This window comes from Serratia sp. H402Y, assembly GCF_051172415.1.
Taxonomy (GTDB): Bacteria; Pseudomonadota; Gammaproteobacteria; order Enterobacterales; family Enterobacteriaceae; genus Serratia; species Serratia ureilytica.
This window is the reverse complement of record NZ_JBPIYZ010000001.1, coordinates 2,851,040-2,868,222: the sequence shown is the minus strand read 5'-3', so window position 1 is coordinate 2,868,222 and position 17,183 is coordinate 2,851,040. Positions and strand designations below refer to the sequence as shown.

Sequence of the window (17,183 nt, the reverse complement as noted above, 5' to 3'; positions counted from 1 at the left end):
CTCAACATAAAAGCAAAAAACAAAGGAATCCATAATGGACGAACAGCTCAAACAGAGTGCCCTTGATTTCCATCAGTTTCCTGTCCCAGGGAAGATCCAGGTTTCCCCTACCAAACCGTTGGCGACCCAGCGCGATCTGGCGCTGGCCTATTCGCCGGGCGTCGCCGCGCCTTGCCTCGAGATCGCCGAAGATCCGCTGGCGGCCTACAAATACACCGCGCGCGGCAACCTGGTGGCGGTGATTTCCAACGGCACGGCGGTACTGGGTCTGGGCAATATCGGCGCGTTGGCCGGTAAGCCGGTGATGGAAGGCAAGGGCGTTTTGTTCAAGAAGTTTTCCGGTATCGATGTATTTGATATCGAAGTGGATGAGCATAACCCTGACAAATTAATCGACATTATCGCCGCGCTGGAACCGACCTTCGGCGGCATCAACCTGGAAGACATCAAGGCGCCAGAGTGTTTCTACATCGAACAGAAACTGCGTGAGCGCATGAAGATCCCGGTGTTCCACGACGACCAGCACGGCACGGCGATCATTACCACCGCTGCGGTGCTCAACGGCCTGCGCGTGGTGAAGAAGAACATCTCCGACGTGCGGCTGGTGGTGTCCGGCGCCGGCGCGGCGTCCATCGCCTGCCTGAACTTGCTGGTGGCGCTGGGGCTGCGTCAACAGAACATCACCGTCTGCGACTCCAAGGGCGTCATCTATAAAGGCCGCGACGCCAATATGGAACAGACCAAAGCCGCCTACGCCATCGAGGATAACGGCCAGCGCACGCTGGGCGACGCCATCCCGAACGCCGACATCTTCCTCGGCTGCTCCGGCCCGGGCGTGCTGACGCAGGATATGGTGAAAACCATGGCGCGCGATCCGCTGATCATGGCGCTGGCCAACCCGGAACCGGAAATTCTGCCGCCGCTGGCCAAAGCGGTGCGCCCGGACGCCATCATCTGTACCGGCCGTTCCGACTACCCGAACCAGGTGAACAACGTCCTGTGCTTCCCGTTCATTTTCCGCGGCGCGCTGGACGTGGGCGCCACCACCATCAACGAAGAGATGAAGCTGGCCTGCGTGCATGCCATCGCCGATCTGGCGCTGGCGGAACAGAGCGACGTGGTGGCCTCCGCGTATGACGATCAGGATCTCTCCTTCGGGCCGGAATACATCATTCCGAAACCGTTCGATCCGCGTCTGATCGTCAAGATCGCGCCGGCGGTGGCCAAGGCGGCGATGGACTCCGGCGTGGCGACGCGCCCGATCGAAGACTTCGACGCCTACGTGGAGAAGCTGGCGGAGTTCGTCTACAAAACCAATCTGTTCATGAAACCGATCTTCTCGCAGGCGCGCAAAGAGGTGAAGCGGGTGGTGCTGGCGGAAGGTGAGGAAGAGCGCGTGCTGCACGCCACGCAAGAGCTGGTGTCGCAGGGGCTGGCTTTCCCGATCCTGGTCGGCCGTCCGAGCGTGATCGAGATGCGCCTGAAAAAGCTGGGCCTGCAATTGACGCCGGGCAAAGATTTCGAAGTGGTGAACAACGAGTCGGATCCGCGCTTCAACGAATACTGGGGCGAGTACTACCAGATCATGAAACGCCGCGGCGTTTCGCAAGAGCAGGCGCGCCGCGCGGTGATTGGCAACCCGACGCTGATCGCCGCCATCATGCTGCACCGCGGCGAAGCGGACGCGATGATCTGCGGCACCATCGGCAGCTACCACGAGCATTACGACGTGGTGAAGAACGTGTTCGGCTTCCGTGAAGGCGCGCACGTCGCCGGCGCGATGAACGCGCTGCTGCTGCCGAGCGGCAACACCTTCATCGCCGACACCTACGTCAACGACGATCCGACGCCGGAACAGCTGGCGGAGATCACCCTGATGGCGGCGGAAACCGTGCGCCGTTTCGGCATCGAGCCGAAGGTGGCGCTGCTGTCTCACTCCAGCTTCGGCTCGTCTGATTGCCCGGCGGCGCGCAAGATGCGTAAAACGCTGGAGCTGGTGAACGAGCTGGCGCCGGAGCTGGAGATCGACGGTGAAATGCACGGCGACGCCGCGCTGGTGGAAAGCATCCGTCACGATCTGATGCCGGACAGCCCGCTGAAAGGCTCGGCCAACCTGCTGATCATGCCGAACATGGAAGCGGCGCGCATCAGCTACAACCTGCTGCGCGTCTCTTGCTCGGAAGGGGTGACCGTCGGGCCGGTGCTGATGGGGGTGGCCAAACCGGTGCACATCCTGACGCCGATCGCCTCGGTGCGCCGCATCGTCAACATGGTGGCGCTGGCGGTGGTGGAAGCCCAGACCGAACCGCTGTAAGCCCGGGTTGAATGACTGGCCCCCTGTGCCGTTGGCGCCGGGGGCTTTTTTATGCCTTGTAGCGTGCAGCGATGGCGCGAATATCCTGCGGCGTAGTGCGACAACAGCCGCCAATCAATTGTGCGCCGAGCGTGCGCCACTCTGTCGCCTGATCGGCCAGGCTGCCGTGCTCGCCGCCGCAGGCGCGCCAGGTTTTGCTCACCGCATCGTAGTGCTCGCCGGAGTTCGGGTAGACCAGCAGCGGTTTGTCGGCCAGCGCGCTCAGCTGACGCAGCGCCGGGGCGACCTTGTCCAGCGCGATGCAGTTGATGCCGATGGCCAGCACCTGCGGGTTACCGCGCAGCGCGGACAGGACCTCAGTCAGCGACGTGCCGTCGCTGAGGTGTTGGCTGTCGCGCAGGGTGAAGGCGAACCAGGCGCCGAGCGTCGGGAACTCCTGCAGCAGCGTCAGCAGCGCCTGCAGTTCAGCAAACGACGGCAGCGTTTCGCAGGCCAGCAGATCGACGCCGGCGGCGGCCAGCGCGGCGATGCGCGGGCGGTGGAAGGCAATGAAGTCATCCTGCGCCAGCCGGTAGTCGCCGCGGTATTCCGAGCCGTCGGCCAGATAGGCGCCGTACGGGCCCACCGAACCGGCGATCAACAGCGGCGCCGCCTGCGGGTGCGCGGCCAGATAATCGCGGCGCGCGCGCTGCGCCAGCTGCACGCTTTTGGCGATCAACGCCAGCGACTGAGCCTGATCCAGGCCGCGGCGCGAGAAGCCCTGCGGCGTGGCCTGATAGCTGGCGGTGATAGCGCACTGGGCGCCGGCGTTGAAATAATCGAGGTGGACCTGATAGATAAGCTCGGGATTTTCAATCAGCACCTTGGCCGACCACAGCGGATCGGTCAGATCGCAGCCGCGCGCTTCCAGCTCGGTGGCCAGCGCGCCGTCCAGGATCAGCGTCGGCCGTTCGGCCAGCAAACGAGCGACGGGGTTGTTAACCGACATGTTGTTCTCCCAAAGCGTTTTTTTGCCCGGCGCGCCGGGTCAGGAAATAGGTGAGGTAGCACAGGGCGACGAACGGCAGGCCGCAGTAGAGCGCGATGCGCTGCTCCGGATCGAACGCCAGCCCGATGCAGGCCAGCAGGCACAGCGCAAAGCCGAGGATCGGCGTCAATGGATAGCCGGGCGCGCGGTATTTCAGGCCGTTTATCGGCTGGCCGCTGCGCAGATAGGCGCGGCGGAAAGCATAGTGGGCGGCGCAGATGCTCAGCCACACCGCCACCACCGCAAAGCCGGAGATCGCCGACAGGGCGACAAACACCGTATCCGGCGCGATCACGCTGGTCAGCAGCGCCAGCACGCCGCCGAGCATGCTGAAGGTCAGGGCGTTGATCGGAATGCCGCGCGCATTGACGCGCGCAAAGTAGGCCGGCAGGGTGCGCTGGTGGGCCAGCGACCACAGCATGCGCCCCGAGGCGTACAGGCCGGAGTTGGCCGCCGACAGGATGGCGGTCAGGATCACGAAGTTGAAGATATCGGCGGCGTAAGGCACGCCGATGCGTTCAAACACCAGCACGAACGGGCTTTTGACGATCCCCGCCTGATCCATCGGGATCAACGCCGCCAGCACAAACACCGTGCCGATAAAGAACAGCATCAGGCGGATCACCGTGGTGCGGATCGCCAGCGGCACGACTTTCTCCGGGTTCTCGGTTTCACCGGCGGCGATACCGATCAGCTCCGTGCCGGAGAAAGCGAAGTTCACCGCCACCATGGTCATCAGGATCGGCAGCGTGCCGTGCGGCAGCCAGCCGGAAGCGGTCAGGTTGTGCAGGAACGGCGCCGGGGTGCCGTCTTTCATCGGCAGCAGGCCGAACATGGCGGCGCCGCCCAGAATGATGAACGCCAGAATGGTCACCACTTTGATCAGCGAAAACCAGAATTCGCTTTCGGCGAAAAAACGGGTGGTCACGACGTTGAGCAGGAAAATGGCCGCGCAGAAGATCAGGCACCACAGCCACACCGGCGACTGCGGGAACCAGTACTGCATGCAGAATCCGGCCGCGGTCAGGCTGGAGCCCAGCGCCACCGTCCAGGTGAGCCAATACAGCCAGGCGACGGCATAGCCGGTGGCCGGCCCCAGATAGCGCGAAGCATAGACGTGAAAGGCGCCGGTTTCCGGCATCGCCACCGACAGCTCGCCCAGGCACAGCATCACCAGATACACCACCAGCGCACCGATCAGGTAGGCCAGCAGCGTGCCGAGCGCCCCGGTGGTGGAGATGATGTAGCCGGTATTGAAAAACAGCCCGGTGCCGATCACGCCGCCCAGCGACAGCATCACCAGATGCCGGGCCTTCATGCTGCGTTTGAACTGCCCTGCGGCGGGCGCCGATGAGTGCATAATAATCTATCCATATAGACGTCTAAATATCTGAATGGCTATTGGTTATACCCGCAATGCCGTTTCAACGCAATGCGTCACCGGCGATCGCCGCGTAAAAAAATCGTCAGGCCAGATCTATATGCAAATGATAATTATTATCTATAATGTCGCCATTTTCGCTAATGGGGCAACATGATGAGATATCTGATTTTATTGGCGGCGTTGGCGCTCGGCGCCTGCAGCCAAACGCCGGTGAAGACGCCGGCCAGCGACGTCGCGAGCCTGGGGAATATCACCGATCTGCACAGCGGCGCGACCCTGACGCCCGAGCAGCTGTTGACGCGGTTGGCGCAGCAGCCGCGGGTGATCGTCGGGGAAAAGCATGACAATCCTTACCACCATCAGATTGAGCAATGGCTGGTGCAGCAGCTGCCGCAATGGCGGCCGCAGGGCAGCGTGCTGATGGAGATGATCAACCCGAACCAGCAGGCGCAGGTCGACAAAGTCAAGCAGTGGCTGCAGAGCGATCCCACGGTGCGTGACGGCCGCGTGGCGGAGCTGATCGCCTGGCAGCCGGGCTGGAAATGGGCGCTGTATGGCGGGGTGACGATGGCGGCGATGCGCGCGCCTTACCCGCTGTGGTCGGCCAACCTGGATCGCAGCGAGATCGCGGCGTTCTATCAGCAGCCGCAGTTCCCGGCGGGGCAGCTCTCGTCGCAGCCGGCGGTGCGCAAGGCGCTGGAAGAGACTATCCGCACTTCGCACGGCGGCCAGATTGAGGCCGCGCAGCTGCATGCGATGCTGGCGATCCAGCAGCAGCGCGATAGGCGCATGGCGGAGCGCCTGCTGGCGGCGCCGACGCCCGCGCTATTGATCGCCGGCGGTTATCACGCCGCCAAATCGGTGGGCGTGCCGCTGCACGTGCGGGATCTGCAACCGGCGGCGGCGCCGACGGTGCTGATGCTGGCGGAGCCGGGCGTACAGGTTGACGCGCACACGGCGGACTACCTGTGGATCACACCATCAGTGAAATGAATACGTTAAGGCAGTGAAAAGGGGTGTTAATTATAGTTGCAAATGATTATCATTAGTAAATGTGATCTGCAATCATTCGCAATTAAGTAAGCTAATGCCCCTATGTTAAGTCAGTCTTATCCCCCTCCGGCCTTTGCGCTGCCGCAGCCGCGCTGGGCGCGCGGCTTGCTGCTCGCCCTGGCGGCGCACGCGGCGTTGGTTCTGCTGTTTTATTGGCCGCAGAGGGCGCTCGAGCCGGTCGAGCTGCCGCCGCCGGCGGTGATGATGAGCTGGGCGGCGCAGATTGAAGCGCCGGAAAGCAAACCGTTGCCGCTGGGCGTGCAGCAGGCGGAATCCGCTGCGGCGCAGCCGGCGGAGCAGCAGCAACAGCCGGATCTGCCCAAGCTGGCGCGCGCCGATAAAGCGAAGATCGTGACGGCGGACAAGAAGCGCGCCGAGCACCGTCCCCCGCAAAAAGCGCAGCCGAAGCCGCAGGAACAGGCGAAAGAGACGCGCAACGCCGCCGCGTCCAGCGCCGCCGCGCCGCAGGCGCAGACGCTCTCTCACCACACCGCCGCCCCGATCAACAGCGACGCCAACAGCAACGCGCAGGCCAAGCTGTCGTGGGAGAGCCTGGTGAAGGGCAAACTGAACCGCATCAAAGAGTATCCCCTGGATGCCCGCAACCGCCGGCGCAGCGGCATGCCGCAGGTCAGTTTTAGCGTCGATGCGCAGGGGCGGGTGTCGAACGTGACCCTGCAGATCCGTTCCGGCACCGCGTCGCTGGATCGGGAAGCGGTGGCGGTGGTGTCGCGCGCGCAGCCGTTGCCGCCGCCGCCGCCGGAGATGCTCCAGAAGGGGGCCGTCAGGGTAAGGATGCCGATCGATTTCAATCTGGCGGAGCTGAATGCCCGCCGTTAATGCCCGCAGACGCGGCAGCGCCGCCGTCCGGCTCTTCAAACTTCGTGAGGGATTATGAATCCGCTGTTATTTACCCCGCGCCGTCGCATCGCGGCCGCGCTCTGGCTTTCTTTAGGCATCGCCGGCGCCGCGCTGGCGCAACCGCAGCCGCCGTTGGCGGAACGGGCGCCGAAAGCGCTGACGGCCCACGGCGAGACGCGTACCGACGATTACTACTGGCTGCGCGACGACAGCCGAAAAGATCAGAAGGTGCTGGACTACCTGAAGGCGGAGAACCGCTACACCGAGCAGATGATGGCGCCGTACCAGAAGTTGCGCGCCACGCTGTATCAGGAGATGCTGGGCCGCATGAACCCTGACGATCGTTCGGTGCCGTATCAGCTCAACGGCTATCGCTATCAGGAAAGCTACGCCGCCGGTAAAGATTTCGCGCGGTATCAGCGCCAGGCGCTCACCGCCGACGCGCCGTGGCAAACCTTACTGGACGCCAATCAGCGCGCGGCCGGCCATGCCTATTATCGCCTGGGGGCGCTGGACGTGAGCCTGGACAACCGCCGCCTGGCGGTGGCCGAAGATCTGCAGGGCCGCCGCCAATACCGCATCTCCCTGCGCGAGATAGACAGCGAACGCTGGTCGCCGGAAACGCTGGAAAACACCTCCGGCAACATGGTGTGGGCCAACGACAGCCAAACCCTGTTCTACGTGCGCAACCACCCGCAAACGCTGCTGCCGTACCAGGTCTACCGCCATCAGTACGGTACGCCGCCGGCGGAAGATAAACTGGTGTATCAGGAAAACGATCCGGCGTTCTACCTCAGCCTCAGCCGTTCTTCTTCGCGCGATTACCTGATTCTGACCATCAGCGGCAACACCACGTCCGAAGTGCGCCTGATCGACGCCAACCAGCCGCAGCGCGAGCCTCAGCTGTTCGCCGCCCGGCAAAACGGCCGCGAGTATTATCTCGATCACTACCGCGGCGAGTTCTATCTGCGTTCCAACCATCAGGATCCGAACTTCGGCCTGTACCGCACGGCGGCGGCGGGCAACCCCTGGCAGACGCTGATTGCGCCGCAGGCGCAGCACGAGGTGGAAAGCTTCAGCCTGTTCCGCGATTGGCTGGTGGTGCAGGAACGCGCCAACGGGCTGGTGCAGCTGCGGCAAATCAGCTGGGACGGCAAAACCGAGCGCGCCATCCCGTTCGACGACGCCAGCTACATGGCCTGGCTGGGCTATAACCCGGAGCCGGACAGCGATCGTTTGCGTTACGGCTATTCGGCGATGACCACGCCGACCCGCACCTATGAATGGGACCTGAACAAGGGCGAGCGCACTCTGCTCAAGCAGCAGGAAGTGAAAGGCGTCGATCCCAGCCTGTATCACAGCGAGCGCATTTGGGTCACGGCGCGCGACGGCGTGAAGGTGCCGGTCTCGCTGGTGTATCGCAAGTCGCTGTTCAAAAACGGGCATAACCCGCTGTTGGTGTACGGCTACGGCGCTTACGGCATGAGCATGGATCCGGCGTTCAGCGCCAACCGCATCAGCCTGCTGGACCGCGGCTTCGTCTATGCGCTGATCCACGTGCGCGGCGGCGGCGAACTGGGGCAGAACTGGTACAAACAGGGCAAGCTGACGCACAAACCGAACAGCTTCAACGATTTCATCGACGCCACCCAGGCGCTGATCAACGGCGGCTACGGCCAGCCGGGGCGCATCTACGCCATGGGCGGCAGCGCCGGCGGTTTGCTGATGGGGGCGGTGATCAATCAGGCGCCGCAGCTGTACAACGCGGTGGTGGCGCAGGTGCCGTTCGTCGACGTGGTGACCACCATGCTGGACGACAGCATTCCGCTCACTACCGGCGAATACGAGGAGTGGGGCAACCCGCACCAGCCGGCCGCCTATGCGCTGATGAAGTCCTACAGCCCGTATGACAATGTGCGCAAACAGCGTTACCCGAACCTGCTGGTCACCAGCGGTTTATACGATTCGCAGGTGCAGTATTGGGAGCCGGCCAAATGGGTGGCGAAGCTGCGGCTTTTCAAACAGGGCGATTCGCTGCTGCTGCTCTCCACCGACATGACCGCCGGCCACGGTGGCAAATCGGGCCGCCTGGCGCGGCTGGAAAACGGCGCGCTGGAGTACGCCTTTATTTTGGCAGCGGATCGGCAGGCGCAGAAATAACCTTCAGCGCCGCGGCACGCTGCGGCGCAATAAAACAATAACAACCTTTTATACCGCGCTTTCGGCGGGCTTTTGCTGGGCATTGTCGGCCATCAAACCTTATTGGCTATTTCTGGGGATATATGAAAATTAAAATGATAGCGAGCCTGATCGGCGCGGGACTGGTGCTGCACGGGCAGGCTGTGGCCGCGCAGGAACAGGCGGAAAACAATAAAGGCAGCGTGGCGTTCAGCCCGCTCAACGTCTCGGCCGCCGACGGCGGCAAAAGCAGCGAAAAAGACGCGTTGGCGAGGCCGGGCGCGTTCAGCTCGCGCGACGAGAACCAAAATCTGGAGTCGGTGGACAGCATTCTGCGCAGCATGCCGGGCACCTATACCCAGATCGACCCCGGCCAGGGATCGGTCAGCGTCAATATTCGCGGCCTGAGCGGCTTCGGCCGGGTCAACACCATGGTCGACGGCATCACGCAAAACTACTACGGCAACTCCCCGAGCGATGCAGCGCACGGCGGCATGCCCACCAGCCAGTTCGGGGCGCTGATCGATCCTAACTTTATCGTCGGCGTCGATGTGGCGCGCGGCAACGCCACCGGTTCCGACGGGGTGAATGCCTTGGCGGGCAGCGCCAATTTCCGCACCATCGGCGTGGACGACGTGGTGTTTTCCGATAACCCGTTCGGCGTACGCACCAAGTTCTCGGTGGGCAATAACGGCATCGGCCGCAGCGGCATGATCGCCGTGGGTGCCAAAACTGCCGCCTTTGCCGACGGCGGCAGCCTGGGGGCGATGGCGGCGATCAGCGGCAGCTCCATCACCTCTAACTACAAAAACGGCGCCGGTTTCGACAGCGAGATGTTCAACGTCGATAAAACCTACCGCCAGAACCCAAAATCCCAGCTGTTCAAAGTGGACATCAAGCCGGATGCCTTCAACAGCATCGAACTGTCGGCGCGCAGCTACCAGAATAAAATCACCCGCCGCCACATCGACAGCGACGATTTTTACCTCAAATACCACTACGCGCCGTTCTCGGAACTGATCGATTTCAAATTGACCGCCAGCACCAGCCGCGGTGAGCAGAAGTTCATGTCCAACAACATGGCGGGGTTCAGCGACAGCACGGCGAAAAACATTTCCGATGCGCTGGATATCAACAACACCAGCCGTTTCAGCCTGCGGGATATTGATTTCGCCTTCAGCTACGGCGGCAAGCTGGTGCGCAACGAGTATAAGAAAAAGGCATCCGGGTTGGTGACGGATCAGGATCAGGCGGAAAGCATGCCGGTGGGCATTGCCGGCAAACAAGATATCTCCAGCCTGTACAGTGGGTTGCAGGCCAACTACGGCATCTGGCAGGGAAATTTCGACCTGAACTACACCGCTTATCGCCTCTCCGGCTACAAGCCGGCCTGTGATGAGCGCGTAGAGTGCTTCCCTCAGGGCGCCGGCACTATCAACCGCAATGAACACGGCTTCAACCCGTCGGTCATGCTGTCGGCGCAGGTGACGCCGTGGCTGCAGCCGTTCGTCAGCTACAGCAAGTCGATGCGCGGGCCGAATATCCAGGAAGTGTTCTTCGCCAACAGCGGCGGCCAGTCGATGAACCCGTTCCTGAAGGGTGAAAAAGCGGAGACCTGGCAGGGCGGGTTCAACGCCAATGCCCACGATCTGTTGTTCAAGCAGGACAGCTTCCAACTGAAAGCGGTCTATTTCGAAACCAAGATCAGAAACTACATATCCAGCCAAACCTACCTGGTGTGTAAAAACCGTCAGAAGTGCAACCGTTCGCAGGCGACGCAGGAAGAGTGGGATAACGCGGACATTAACGTCAGCATGACCATGTACAGCAATGCTCCCGATCCGGTCAAAACGCGCGGGGTGGAGCTTGAAGCGCTGTACGACGCCGGTTTCGCCTTCACCAAACTGTCGTTAAGCAAGGAGCATACCTCCCAGCCGACCAACCAGGCCAGCAACGTATTCGGCGCGGGCGATATCAGCGAGCTGCCGGAACTCTACTTCACGCTGGACAGCGGGGTGCGCCTGCTGGACGAAAAACTGACGCTGGGCGGGGTGGTGAAATACACCGGCAAGTCGGTGCGTCTGTCGCCGGACTCTGATTACGATGAGAATGAGCAGTTGCTGAAGGAGCCGGCGCCGCATATTCCGACCATTATCGATCTGTACGGCACCTATCAGGTGAATCGCAATCTGCTGCTGAAGCTCAGCGTGCAAAACCTGATGGACAGAGACTATTCGGACGCGCTGAACAAGATGAACTCGCTGCCGTCGCAGTCGCAGTATGAGACGCCGACCAACACCGCCCGTGGGCGGACTTATATCTTCGGCGGGGAGGTGCGCTTCTAAACCGCAGCAGAGCAGGGCGCAGTCACTGCGCCCGTTTCGCCTGCAGCAGCCATTTGTCCAGCTCGTTGGCGAACTGCTGGCGGTCGCGCTGGTTCAGGGCGTTCGGGCCGCCGGTCTGAATGCCGCTGGCGCGCAGGGTATCCATAAAATCGCGCATGTTGAGGCGCTCGCGAATGGTGTCCGGCGTATAGCGTTCGCCGCGCGGGTTCAGCGCCACCGCGCCTTTCTCAATCACCTCCGCCGCCAGCGGAATGTCGGCGGTGATCACCAGATCGCCCGCTTCGCAGCGGCGCACGATCTCGTTATCGGCCACGTCGAAGCCGGCCGCCACCTGCAGCGAACGGATGTACTTCGACGGCGGCGTGCGCAGCGGTTGGTTCGCCACCAGCGTCACGGTGATGGCGGTGCGATCGGCGGCGCGGAACAGCACTTCCTTGATCACGTTCGGACAGGCGTCCGCATCGACCCAAATCTGCATCATTTCTTCTCCCGCAGCCAGTCGCGCACCGGCAGGAAATCGCGCGCCAGCGCCGCTTCCGGGCTGTCGGCCTCCGGCTGGTAGTTATATTCCCAACGCACCAACGGCGGCATCGACATCAGGATGGACTCGGTGCGCCCGCCAGTTTGCAGTCCGAACAGCGTGCCGCGATCCCACACCAGGTTGAACTCCACATAGCGGCCGCGGCGATACAGCTGGAACTGGCGCTCGCGCTCGCCCCAGGTCAAGGCCTTGCGTTTTTCGACGATCGGCAGGTAGGCGTCGAGGAAGCCCTGGCCCACCGCGCGGGTGAAGGCGAAACAATGGTCGAAATCCGGGGTGTTCAGATCGTCGTAGAACAGGCCGCCGATGCCGCGCGCTTCGTTGCGATGCTTGATGAAAAAGTAATCGTCGCACCACTGTTTATATTTGGGGTAGACCTCGTCGCCGAACGGCGCGCACAGCTCGGCCGCGGTGCGGTGCCAGTGCACGGCATCCTCTGCGAAACCGTAGAACGGCGTCAGGTCAAAACCGCCGCCGAACCACCACACCGGCGCTTCGCCCGGCTTTTCAGCGATGAAAAAGCGTACGTTGGCGTGGCTGGTGGGCACATAGGGGCTGAGCGGATGGATAACCAGGGAGACGCCCATCGCCTGGAAGCTGCGCCCGGCCAGTTCCGGACGGTGCGCGGTCGCCGAGGCCGGCAGGGTGGCGCCGGAGACGTGCGAGAAGTTGACCCCCGCCTGTTCGAACACCGCGCCGTTGGTCAGCACGCGGCTGCGGCCACCGCCGCCTTCTTCACGCGTCCATTGGTCTTCGGTGAACACGGCGCCGCCATCGGCCTGGGCGAGCTGCGCGCAGATATGATCCTGCAGCGCCAGCAGGAAGGATTTTACTTCAGCGATGTTAGGTAAACTCATGCGGGGTCTTTATAGCGTCTGGCTGAACAAGGCGCTGAGTATACTCTTATTCGCCGCCCGCGGCATCAGCGGGGTTTGCGTTGGTGTGCGTCGAAGTAGTCGAAGAAGTTGACGATGCCGTCCGCGATGGCGCGGGCGATTTTCTCGCGAAACGCGGTGGTGCCCAGCAGCCGTTCTTCGTTCGGGTTGGTGATGAACGAGGTTTCCACCAGCACCGAGGGGATGGACGGGGATTTCAGCACCGCGAACGCCGCCTGTTCGGTGCTGTCGCTGTGCAGATGGTGTACCGGACGAATTTGGCCGAGCACGTGGCGGCCGAGCGTCAGGCTGTTGTTGATAGTGTCGGTTTGCACCAGATCGAACAGCACCTGCTGCAGGTAGTTGTCCTGATCCTTGTATTTGCCGCCCGCTACGTCGTCGGCGGCGTTTTCACGGTTGGACAGGTAGCGCGCCATGGCGCTGCTGGCGCCGCGGTTGGAGAGGGCGAATACCGAAGCGCCGGAGGCCGACGGGCTGGTAAAACCGTCGGCGTGAATGGAAATGAACAGATCGGCCTGGTGCTGGTGGGCGATCTCCACCCGCTGGAACAGCGGAATGAATTCGTCTTCTTCGCGCGTCAGGCGCGCCTCGATGTGATCGTGCTCATGCAGGAAACGGCGCACGTGGTTGGCGATTTCCAGCACGATGTGTTTTTCCTGCGAACCTTCGTGGCCGACTGCGCCGGAGTCGATGCCGCCGTGGCCGGGATCGATCATCACCCGCTTTTTGCCGCCGGCCGGTTTCGCCGCCGGTTTGCTGTGCTGATTGCGCAGCATGCCTTCCGCCTTGGCGCTTGGGTTTTTCACGCCGAACAGCGCTACCGCCAGGCCGGAAAGCAACAGTTGGCGTCGCGTCGGGGAAACGGCAAGCGGCTTAAAATTGAGGAATTGTTTACCCTGCTTTTTCATTACGCAACGCTCCATCGACGATTCTATTTCGCGACGTTATATCGTATTGATAATCATTAATCGACCCGATAACTATTTCCATTTATTACGCCTGTTACCGGCGATTTCGGGGCAAATAGCGCGGTAAATCGCAGTTTGATATTGCGTAAGTGAATAATCACGCGATAATCAGATAAACACCTTAATTAACAGCGGCCAACATCGATGGAAATTCGCGTATTTCGACAAGACGACTTTGAAGAAGTCATTACCCTGTGGGAGCGCTGTGATCTGCTGCGGCCCTGGAACGATCCGGAAATGGACATCGAGCGCAAGCTGAACCACGATCCTGAGCTGTTCCTGGTGGCGGAAGTCGGCGGCGAAGTGGTCGGTTCGGTGATGGGCGGCTATGACGGCCACCGCGGCTCGGCGTATTACCTCGGGGTGCATCCCGACTATCGCGGGCGCGGCATCGCCAATGCGTTGATCAATCGTCTGGAGAAGAAGCTGATCGCCCGCGGCTGCCCGAAGATCCAGATTATGGTGCGCGAAGACAACGACACGGTGGTCGAGATGTACGAGAAGCTCGGCTACGAGATCCAGGGCATCACCAGCCTGGGCAAGCGGCTGATCGAAGATCAGGAATATTGATCGAGCGGCGGGCGGCGGCGTTGCCCCGCCCGCCGCAACGCATTACGGCAGCTTTTTGACGGTTTTCACGTCCACTTCGACGCTGCTCCAGTCTTTATCCACTTTGCCTTCCAGCTGCACTTTGTCTTTCGGCGTGACGGTTTGGCCGTTCCAGCGCTTGCGATCGATCTCGACCGTCAGCGTGCCGGTGGCGTCGCGGAAGGTGTAGGTATCGTCGCCGATGCGCTGCTCGATGTTGCCTTGCAGCATCACCCAGGTGTCGTCGCTCAGCGATTTCACCTTGTCCACGGTGGTCAGCGCCGCGCTGGGGCCGGAGAAACCACCTTGTGCGGTGGTTTGCGTTTGAGCCTGCGGCGCGGCCGGATCGAGGAACCCGCCTTGTTGCGCCAGTACCGGTGCGCTGCACAGCGCGATCAGAGCGGCCAGAGTCAGTTTTTTCATGTTGCGCTTCCTTATCGTTATCGAAAATCACATCCCGCTGATATCGGGGGCTTGCTAAGTGATAAAGATTAAAACACACCGATCTTAAGAGCTTCTTAAGCCGACGCATTGAAATTCCCATCGCCGGCGCCCATCTGTAGCCATAGTCTTTATTCTGTTGGCAAGGAACGAGCGTTGAAGCCATTCTCACCCCGGTTTTCCCCGGACGATTACGATCAGCACGGCGCGCTGCGGCTGCCGCTGGGATTTTGGGCCGTGCTGATTTTGCAGGCGCGCACCTGGCTGTTGTTCGTGATGGCCGGCGCTTCGCGCGAGCAGGGCGAAAGCTTGTTGGCGTTGTTTTATCCGGATACCCAACGCTTTTGGTACGGCATGCTGCTCGGTCTGCCGGCGGCGCTGGCGTTTTTGCTGAGCGGCCGTCGCCACCAATGGCCGCGGCTGTGGCGCGGTTGGCGCTGGGGGCTGGCTGTCTCGCTGCTGGCGTCGTTCGGCGGCTCGCTGTTCAGCCTGTGGCGCCAGGACGGCGATGCGCCGGGGCTGGAGCTGACGTTGGCGCTGCTCGACGCGCTGGCGCTGAGCTATCTGCTGCTGAACGCGCGTCTGAAAGCCTGTTTCGCGCCGGCGGAGCGCGCCGACTAATTGCCGAGAAGTGCGGCACTTTTCGCATTTTCCGCACTCCAAGCTGGCAACCGTTGGCGTAGTGCGGGCCGTTGTGAGAGGCTGGCACGCAGCAAAACGCCGAATGCGGCAGGAGCGGGTGACCCGCCCCGTGCCATTGATGTCTAAGGAGCTAGAGATGAATATTCGCCCCCTGTTGTTAGGGCTTCCGCTGTTACTGACCGGCTGTTCGAGCATGTCCAATTTCTCCTGGTCCAGCCTGTCGCCGTTCAACTGGTTCGGCAGCAGCCTGGAAGTCGGCGCCAAGGGCGTCGGCAAGCTCAACGCCGGCACGCCGATGTCGGAAAGCGCCATCAACGACGGGCTGGACGGCAACTACCGCCTGCGCGGCGGCATGGCGACCAACAACGGCCAGATCGTCTCTTATTATCAGGCGCTGTCCGGCGACGAGGTGAAGCTGGTGATCACCGGCGAACCGAAAGGGCGCCTGCAGCGGGTGGACGTGCTGGATCCGAAAGTGGCGACGGAGTGGGGCAACAAGCTCGGCACGCCGTTCGGCGACATGTACAGCAAGGCGTTCGGCTCCTGTAAGCCGGGCAGCGGCGAAGACGCCGGTAAAGTGGAGTGCGTGGCGGAGCAGAGCAAATACGTCACCTACATCTTCAGTGGCAAGTGGGCCGGCGCGCAGGATATCATCCCGCCGGACGACACCCTGAAAAGCTGGACGGTCAGCAAAATCATTTGGCACGCCAAGCCGCAGCAGTAACGCGTTCAACGGGCGCCGGTTCCCGGCGCCTGCTTGTCCAAATCATTACCCCTATTTTCTTTGCGCTGCTGCAAGGCAATCGCCTGTGCTTGCGGTATGATAGCGCGCGTTTGTAACAGGGACCCCGCGCGTCAACCGCCATACCTTACCTGTTGCCGGATTCTGGTATTGAGGATAACAACATGACACAGGTTCAGAGCGGCATTCTGCTGGAGCACTGCCGTTTCGCCATTTTTATGGAAGCCAGCGTACAGGGCGAATTCGCCGATTTGCGCCAGGGCTGCAAACAGTTTTGTCAGACGCTGAGCGAGCTGCAGCAGCAGTTCCCCGATGCGCGCCTCGGCGCGGTGATCGCTTTCGGCTACGACGTCTGGCACGATCTCTCCAGCGGCCAGGGCGCGCAAGAGCTGAAGCCGTTCACGCCGCTCGGCAAAGGGCTGGCGCCGGCCACCCAGCGCGATATGCTGATCCACATCCAGTCGCTGCGCCACGACGTCAACTTCACGCTGGCGCAGGCCGCGCTGGCGGCGTTCGGCAACGTCATCAAGATTGAGGAAGAAACCCACGGTTTCCGCTGGGTGGAAGAGCGCGATCTGAGCGGCTTCATCGACGGCACCGAAAACCCGCAGGGCGACCAACGCCCGGCAGTGGCGACGATCGCCGAAGGTGAAGAGGACGCCGGCGGCAGCTACGTGCTGGTGCAACGCTACGAGCACAACCTGCGCCAGTGGCAGCGCTTTACCACCGAGCAACAGGAGCAGATCATCGGCCGCACCAAGCACGACAGCGAAGAGCTGCCGGCGGATCGGCGCCCGGATACCTCGCACGTCAGCCGCGTCGATCTGAAAGAGAACGGCAAAGGCCTGAAAATTCTGCGCCAGAGCCTGCCTTACGGCACCGCCAGCGGCAAGCACGGCCTGTTCTTCATCGCCTATTGCGCGCGCCTGCACAATATCGAGCAGCAACTGCTGAGCATGTTCGGCGATCTGGACGGCAAACGCGACGCGATGCTGCGTTTCAGCCGTGCGGTCACCGGCAGCTACTATTTTGCGCCATCGCTGACGCGCCTGCTGTCACTTTGACGCCGTTGCCGAAGCCGGCGCGTCCGGCTTCGGTCTGTTTTCCCGCCCCAGAACGCCTCGCATTTCCTGCCTTATAGCGTTTGATGCTTGTAAATCACTAAACGGTATATAAAAGCGTTACAGCTCCGCACCGAGTTAT

The 17,183-nt window shown here is 61.9% G+C and carries 15 protein-coding genes; 9 read left to right on the top strand and 6 right to left on the bottom strand.

The annotated features are described in order from the left end of the window. The first annotated feature begins 34 nt into the window (after positions 1 to 34). Positions 35 to 2,314 (top strand): NADP-dependent oxaloacetate-decarboxylating malate dehydrogenase, encoded by a 2,280-nt coding sequence (maeB, locus tag ACSBQS_RS13880; RefSeq protein ID WP_016926766.1) that lies wholly within the window; start codon positions 35 to 37, stop codon positions 2,312 to 2,314. A gap of 49 nt (positions 2,315 to 2,363) precedes the next feature. On the opposite strand, the gene mmuM is transcribed toward maeB, so the two are convergent. Continuing rightward, a complete protein-coding gene (mmuM, locus tag ACSBQS_RS13875) occupies positions 2,364 to 3,302 on the bottom strand; it encodes a homocysteine S-methyltransferase (RefSeq protein ID WP_434990826.1) in 939 nt (312 codons plus the stop codon). Continuing rightward, the gene (gene mmuP / locus ACSBQS_RS13870; protein WP_033643976.1) at positions 3,292 to 4,701 is read right to left on the bottom strand and encodes an S-methylmethionine permease; all 1,410 of its coding nucleotides are present in this window, start codon (positions 4,699 to 4,701) and stop codon (positions 3,292 to 3,294) included. The genes mmuM and mmuP overlap by 11 nt, the downstream gene beginning before the upstream one ends. Positions 4,702 to 4,878: 177 nt before the next feature. Here mmuP and ACSBQS_RS13865 point away from each other — a divergent pair, with 177 nt between their 5' ends. The 4 genes from ACSBQS_RS13865 (at position 4,879) to ACSBQS_RS13850 (ending at position 11,162) form a co-directional block, all read left to right on the top strand. Next, positions 4,879 to 5,718, top strand: a complete 840-nt coding sequence (locus ACSBQS_RS13865; RefSeq protein ID WP_213588111.1) for a ChaN family lipoprotein — start codon at positions 4,879 to 4,881, stop codon at positions 5,716 to 5,718. A 102-nt stretch (positions 5,719 to 5,820) separates the two neighbouring features. After that, positions 5,821 to 6,618, top strand: a complete 798-nt coding sequence (locus ACSBQS_RS13860) for an energy transducer TonB family protein (RefSeq protein WP_033652568.1) — start codon at positions 5,821 to 5,823, stop codon at positions 6,616 to 6,618. Between the two features lie 54 nt (positions 6,619 to 6,672). Beyond that, positions 6,673 to 8,799, top strand: a complete 2,127-nt coding sequence (locus tag ACSBQS_RS13855) for a S9 family peptidase (protein ID WP_084587972.1) — start codon at positions 6,673 to 6,675, stop codon at positions 8,797 to 8,799. A gap of 122 nt (positions 8,800 to 8,921) precedes the next feature. After that, the gene (locus ACSBQS_RS13850) at positions 8,922 to 11,162 is read left to right on the top strand and encodes a TonB-dependent receptor domain-containing protein (protein ID WP_434990823.1); all 2,241 of its coding nucleotides are present in this window, start codon (positions 8,922 to 8,924) and stop codon (positions 11,160 to 11,162) included. Between the two features lie 22 nt (positions 11,163 to 11,184). Here the strand turns inward: ACSBQS_RS13850 and ACSBQS_RS13845 are convergent, their stop codons facing one another. The 3 genes from ACSBQS_RS13845 to amiA all read right to left on the bottom strand — a co-directional run bounded on the left by ACSBQS_RS13845 (position 11,185) and on the right by amiA (position 13,507). After that, positions 11,185 to 11,640, bottom strand: coding sequence for a YaiI/YqxD family protein (locus ACSBQS_RS13845; protein WP_004936514.1), 456 nt, complete (start codon positions 11,638 to 11,640; stop codon positions 11,185 to 11,187). Next, the gene (gene hemF / locus ACSBQS_RS13840) at positions 11,640 to 12,560 is read right to left on the bottom strand and encodes an oxygen-dependent coproporphyrinogen oxidase (protein WP_434990821.1); all 921 of its coding nucleotides are present in this window, start codon (positions 12,558 to 12,560) and stop codon (positions 11,640 to 11,642) included. The genes ACSBQS_RS13845 and hemF overlap by 1 nt, the downstream gene beginning before the upstream one ends. A gap of 65 nt (positions 12,561 to 12,625) precedes the next feature. Then, positions 12,626 to 13,507: an N-acetylmuramoyl-L-alanine amidase AmiA gene (gene amiA, locus ACSBQS_RS13835; RefSeq protein ID WP_033652564.1), complete on the bottom strand. Its 882-nt coding sequence runs from the start codon at positions 13,505 to 13,507 to the stop codon at positions 12,626 to 12,628. A gap of 204 nt (positions 13,508 to 13,711) precedes the next feature. On the opposite strand from amiA, the gene ACSBQS_RS13830 reads away from it, so the two are divergent. Then, positions 13,712 to 14,137: a GNAT family acetyltransferase gene (locus ACSBQS_RS13830; RefSeq protein WP_004936504.1), complete on the top strand. Its 426-nt coding sequence runs from the start codon at positions 13,712 to 13,714 to the stop codon at positions 14,135 to 14,137. Positions 14,138 to 14,179: 42 nt separating this feature from the next. Here ACSBQS_RS13830 and ACSBQS_RS13825 read toward each other — a convergent pair whose 3' ends face one another. Further along, on the bottom strand, positions 14,180 to 14,578 hold the full coding sequence (locus tag ACSBQS_RS13825; RefSeq protein ID WP_016926776.1) for a YgiW/YdeI family stress tolerance OB fold protein: 399 nt from the start codon (positions 14,576 to 14,578) through the stop codon (positions 14,180 to 14,182). 174 nt (positions 14,579 to 14,752) lie between these two features. On the opposite strand from ACSBQS_RS13825, the gene ACSBQS_RS13820 reads away from it, so the two are divergent. From ACSBQS_RS13820 to ACSBQS_RS13810, 3 genes are all read left to right on the top strand, one after another. Beyond that, positions 14,753 to 15,217: a DUF2919 domain-containing protein gene (locus tag ACSBQS_RS13820; protein ID WP_033652563.1), complete on the top strand. Its 465-nt coding sequence runs from the start codon at positions 14,753 to 14,755 to the stop codon at positions 15,215 to 15,217. A gap of 157 nt (positions 15,218 to 15,374) precedes the next feature. Beyond that, the gene (locus ACSBQS_RS13815; RefSeq protein ID WP_004936494.1) at positions 15,375 to 15,962 is read left to right on the top strand and encodes an RpoE-regulated lipoprotein; all 588 of its coding nucleotides are present in this window, start codon (positions 15,375 to 15,377) and stop codon (positions 15,960 to 15,962) included. A gap of 182 nt (positions 15,963 to 16,144) precedes the next feature. Further along, positions 16,145 to 17,044, top strand: a complete 900-nt coding sequence (locus ACSBQS_RS13810; RefSeq protein ID WP_089195044.1) for a Dyp-type peroxidase — start codon at positions 16,145 to 16,147, stop codon at positions 17,042 to 17,044. Positions 17,045 to 17,183: the final 139 nt, after the last annotated feature.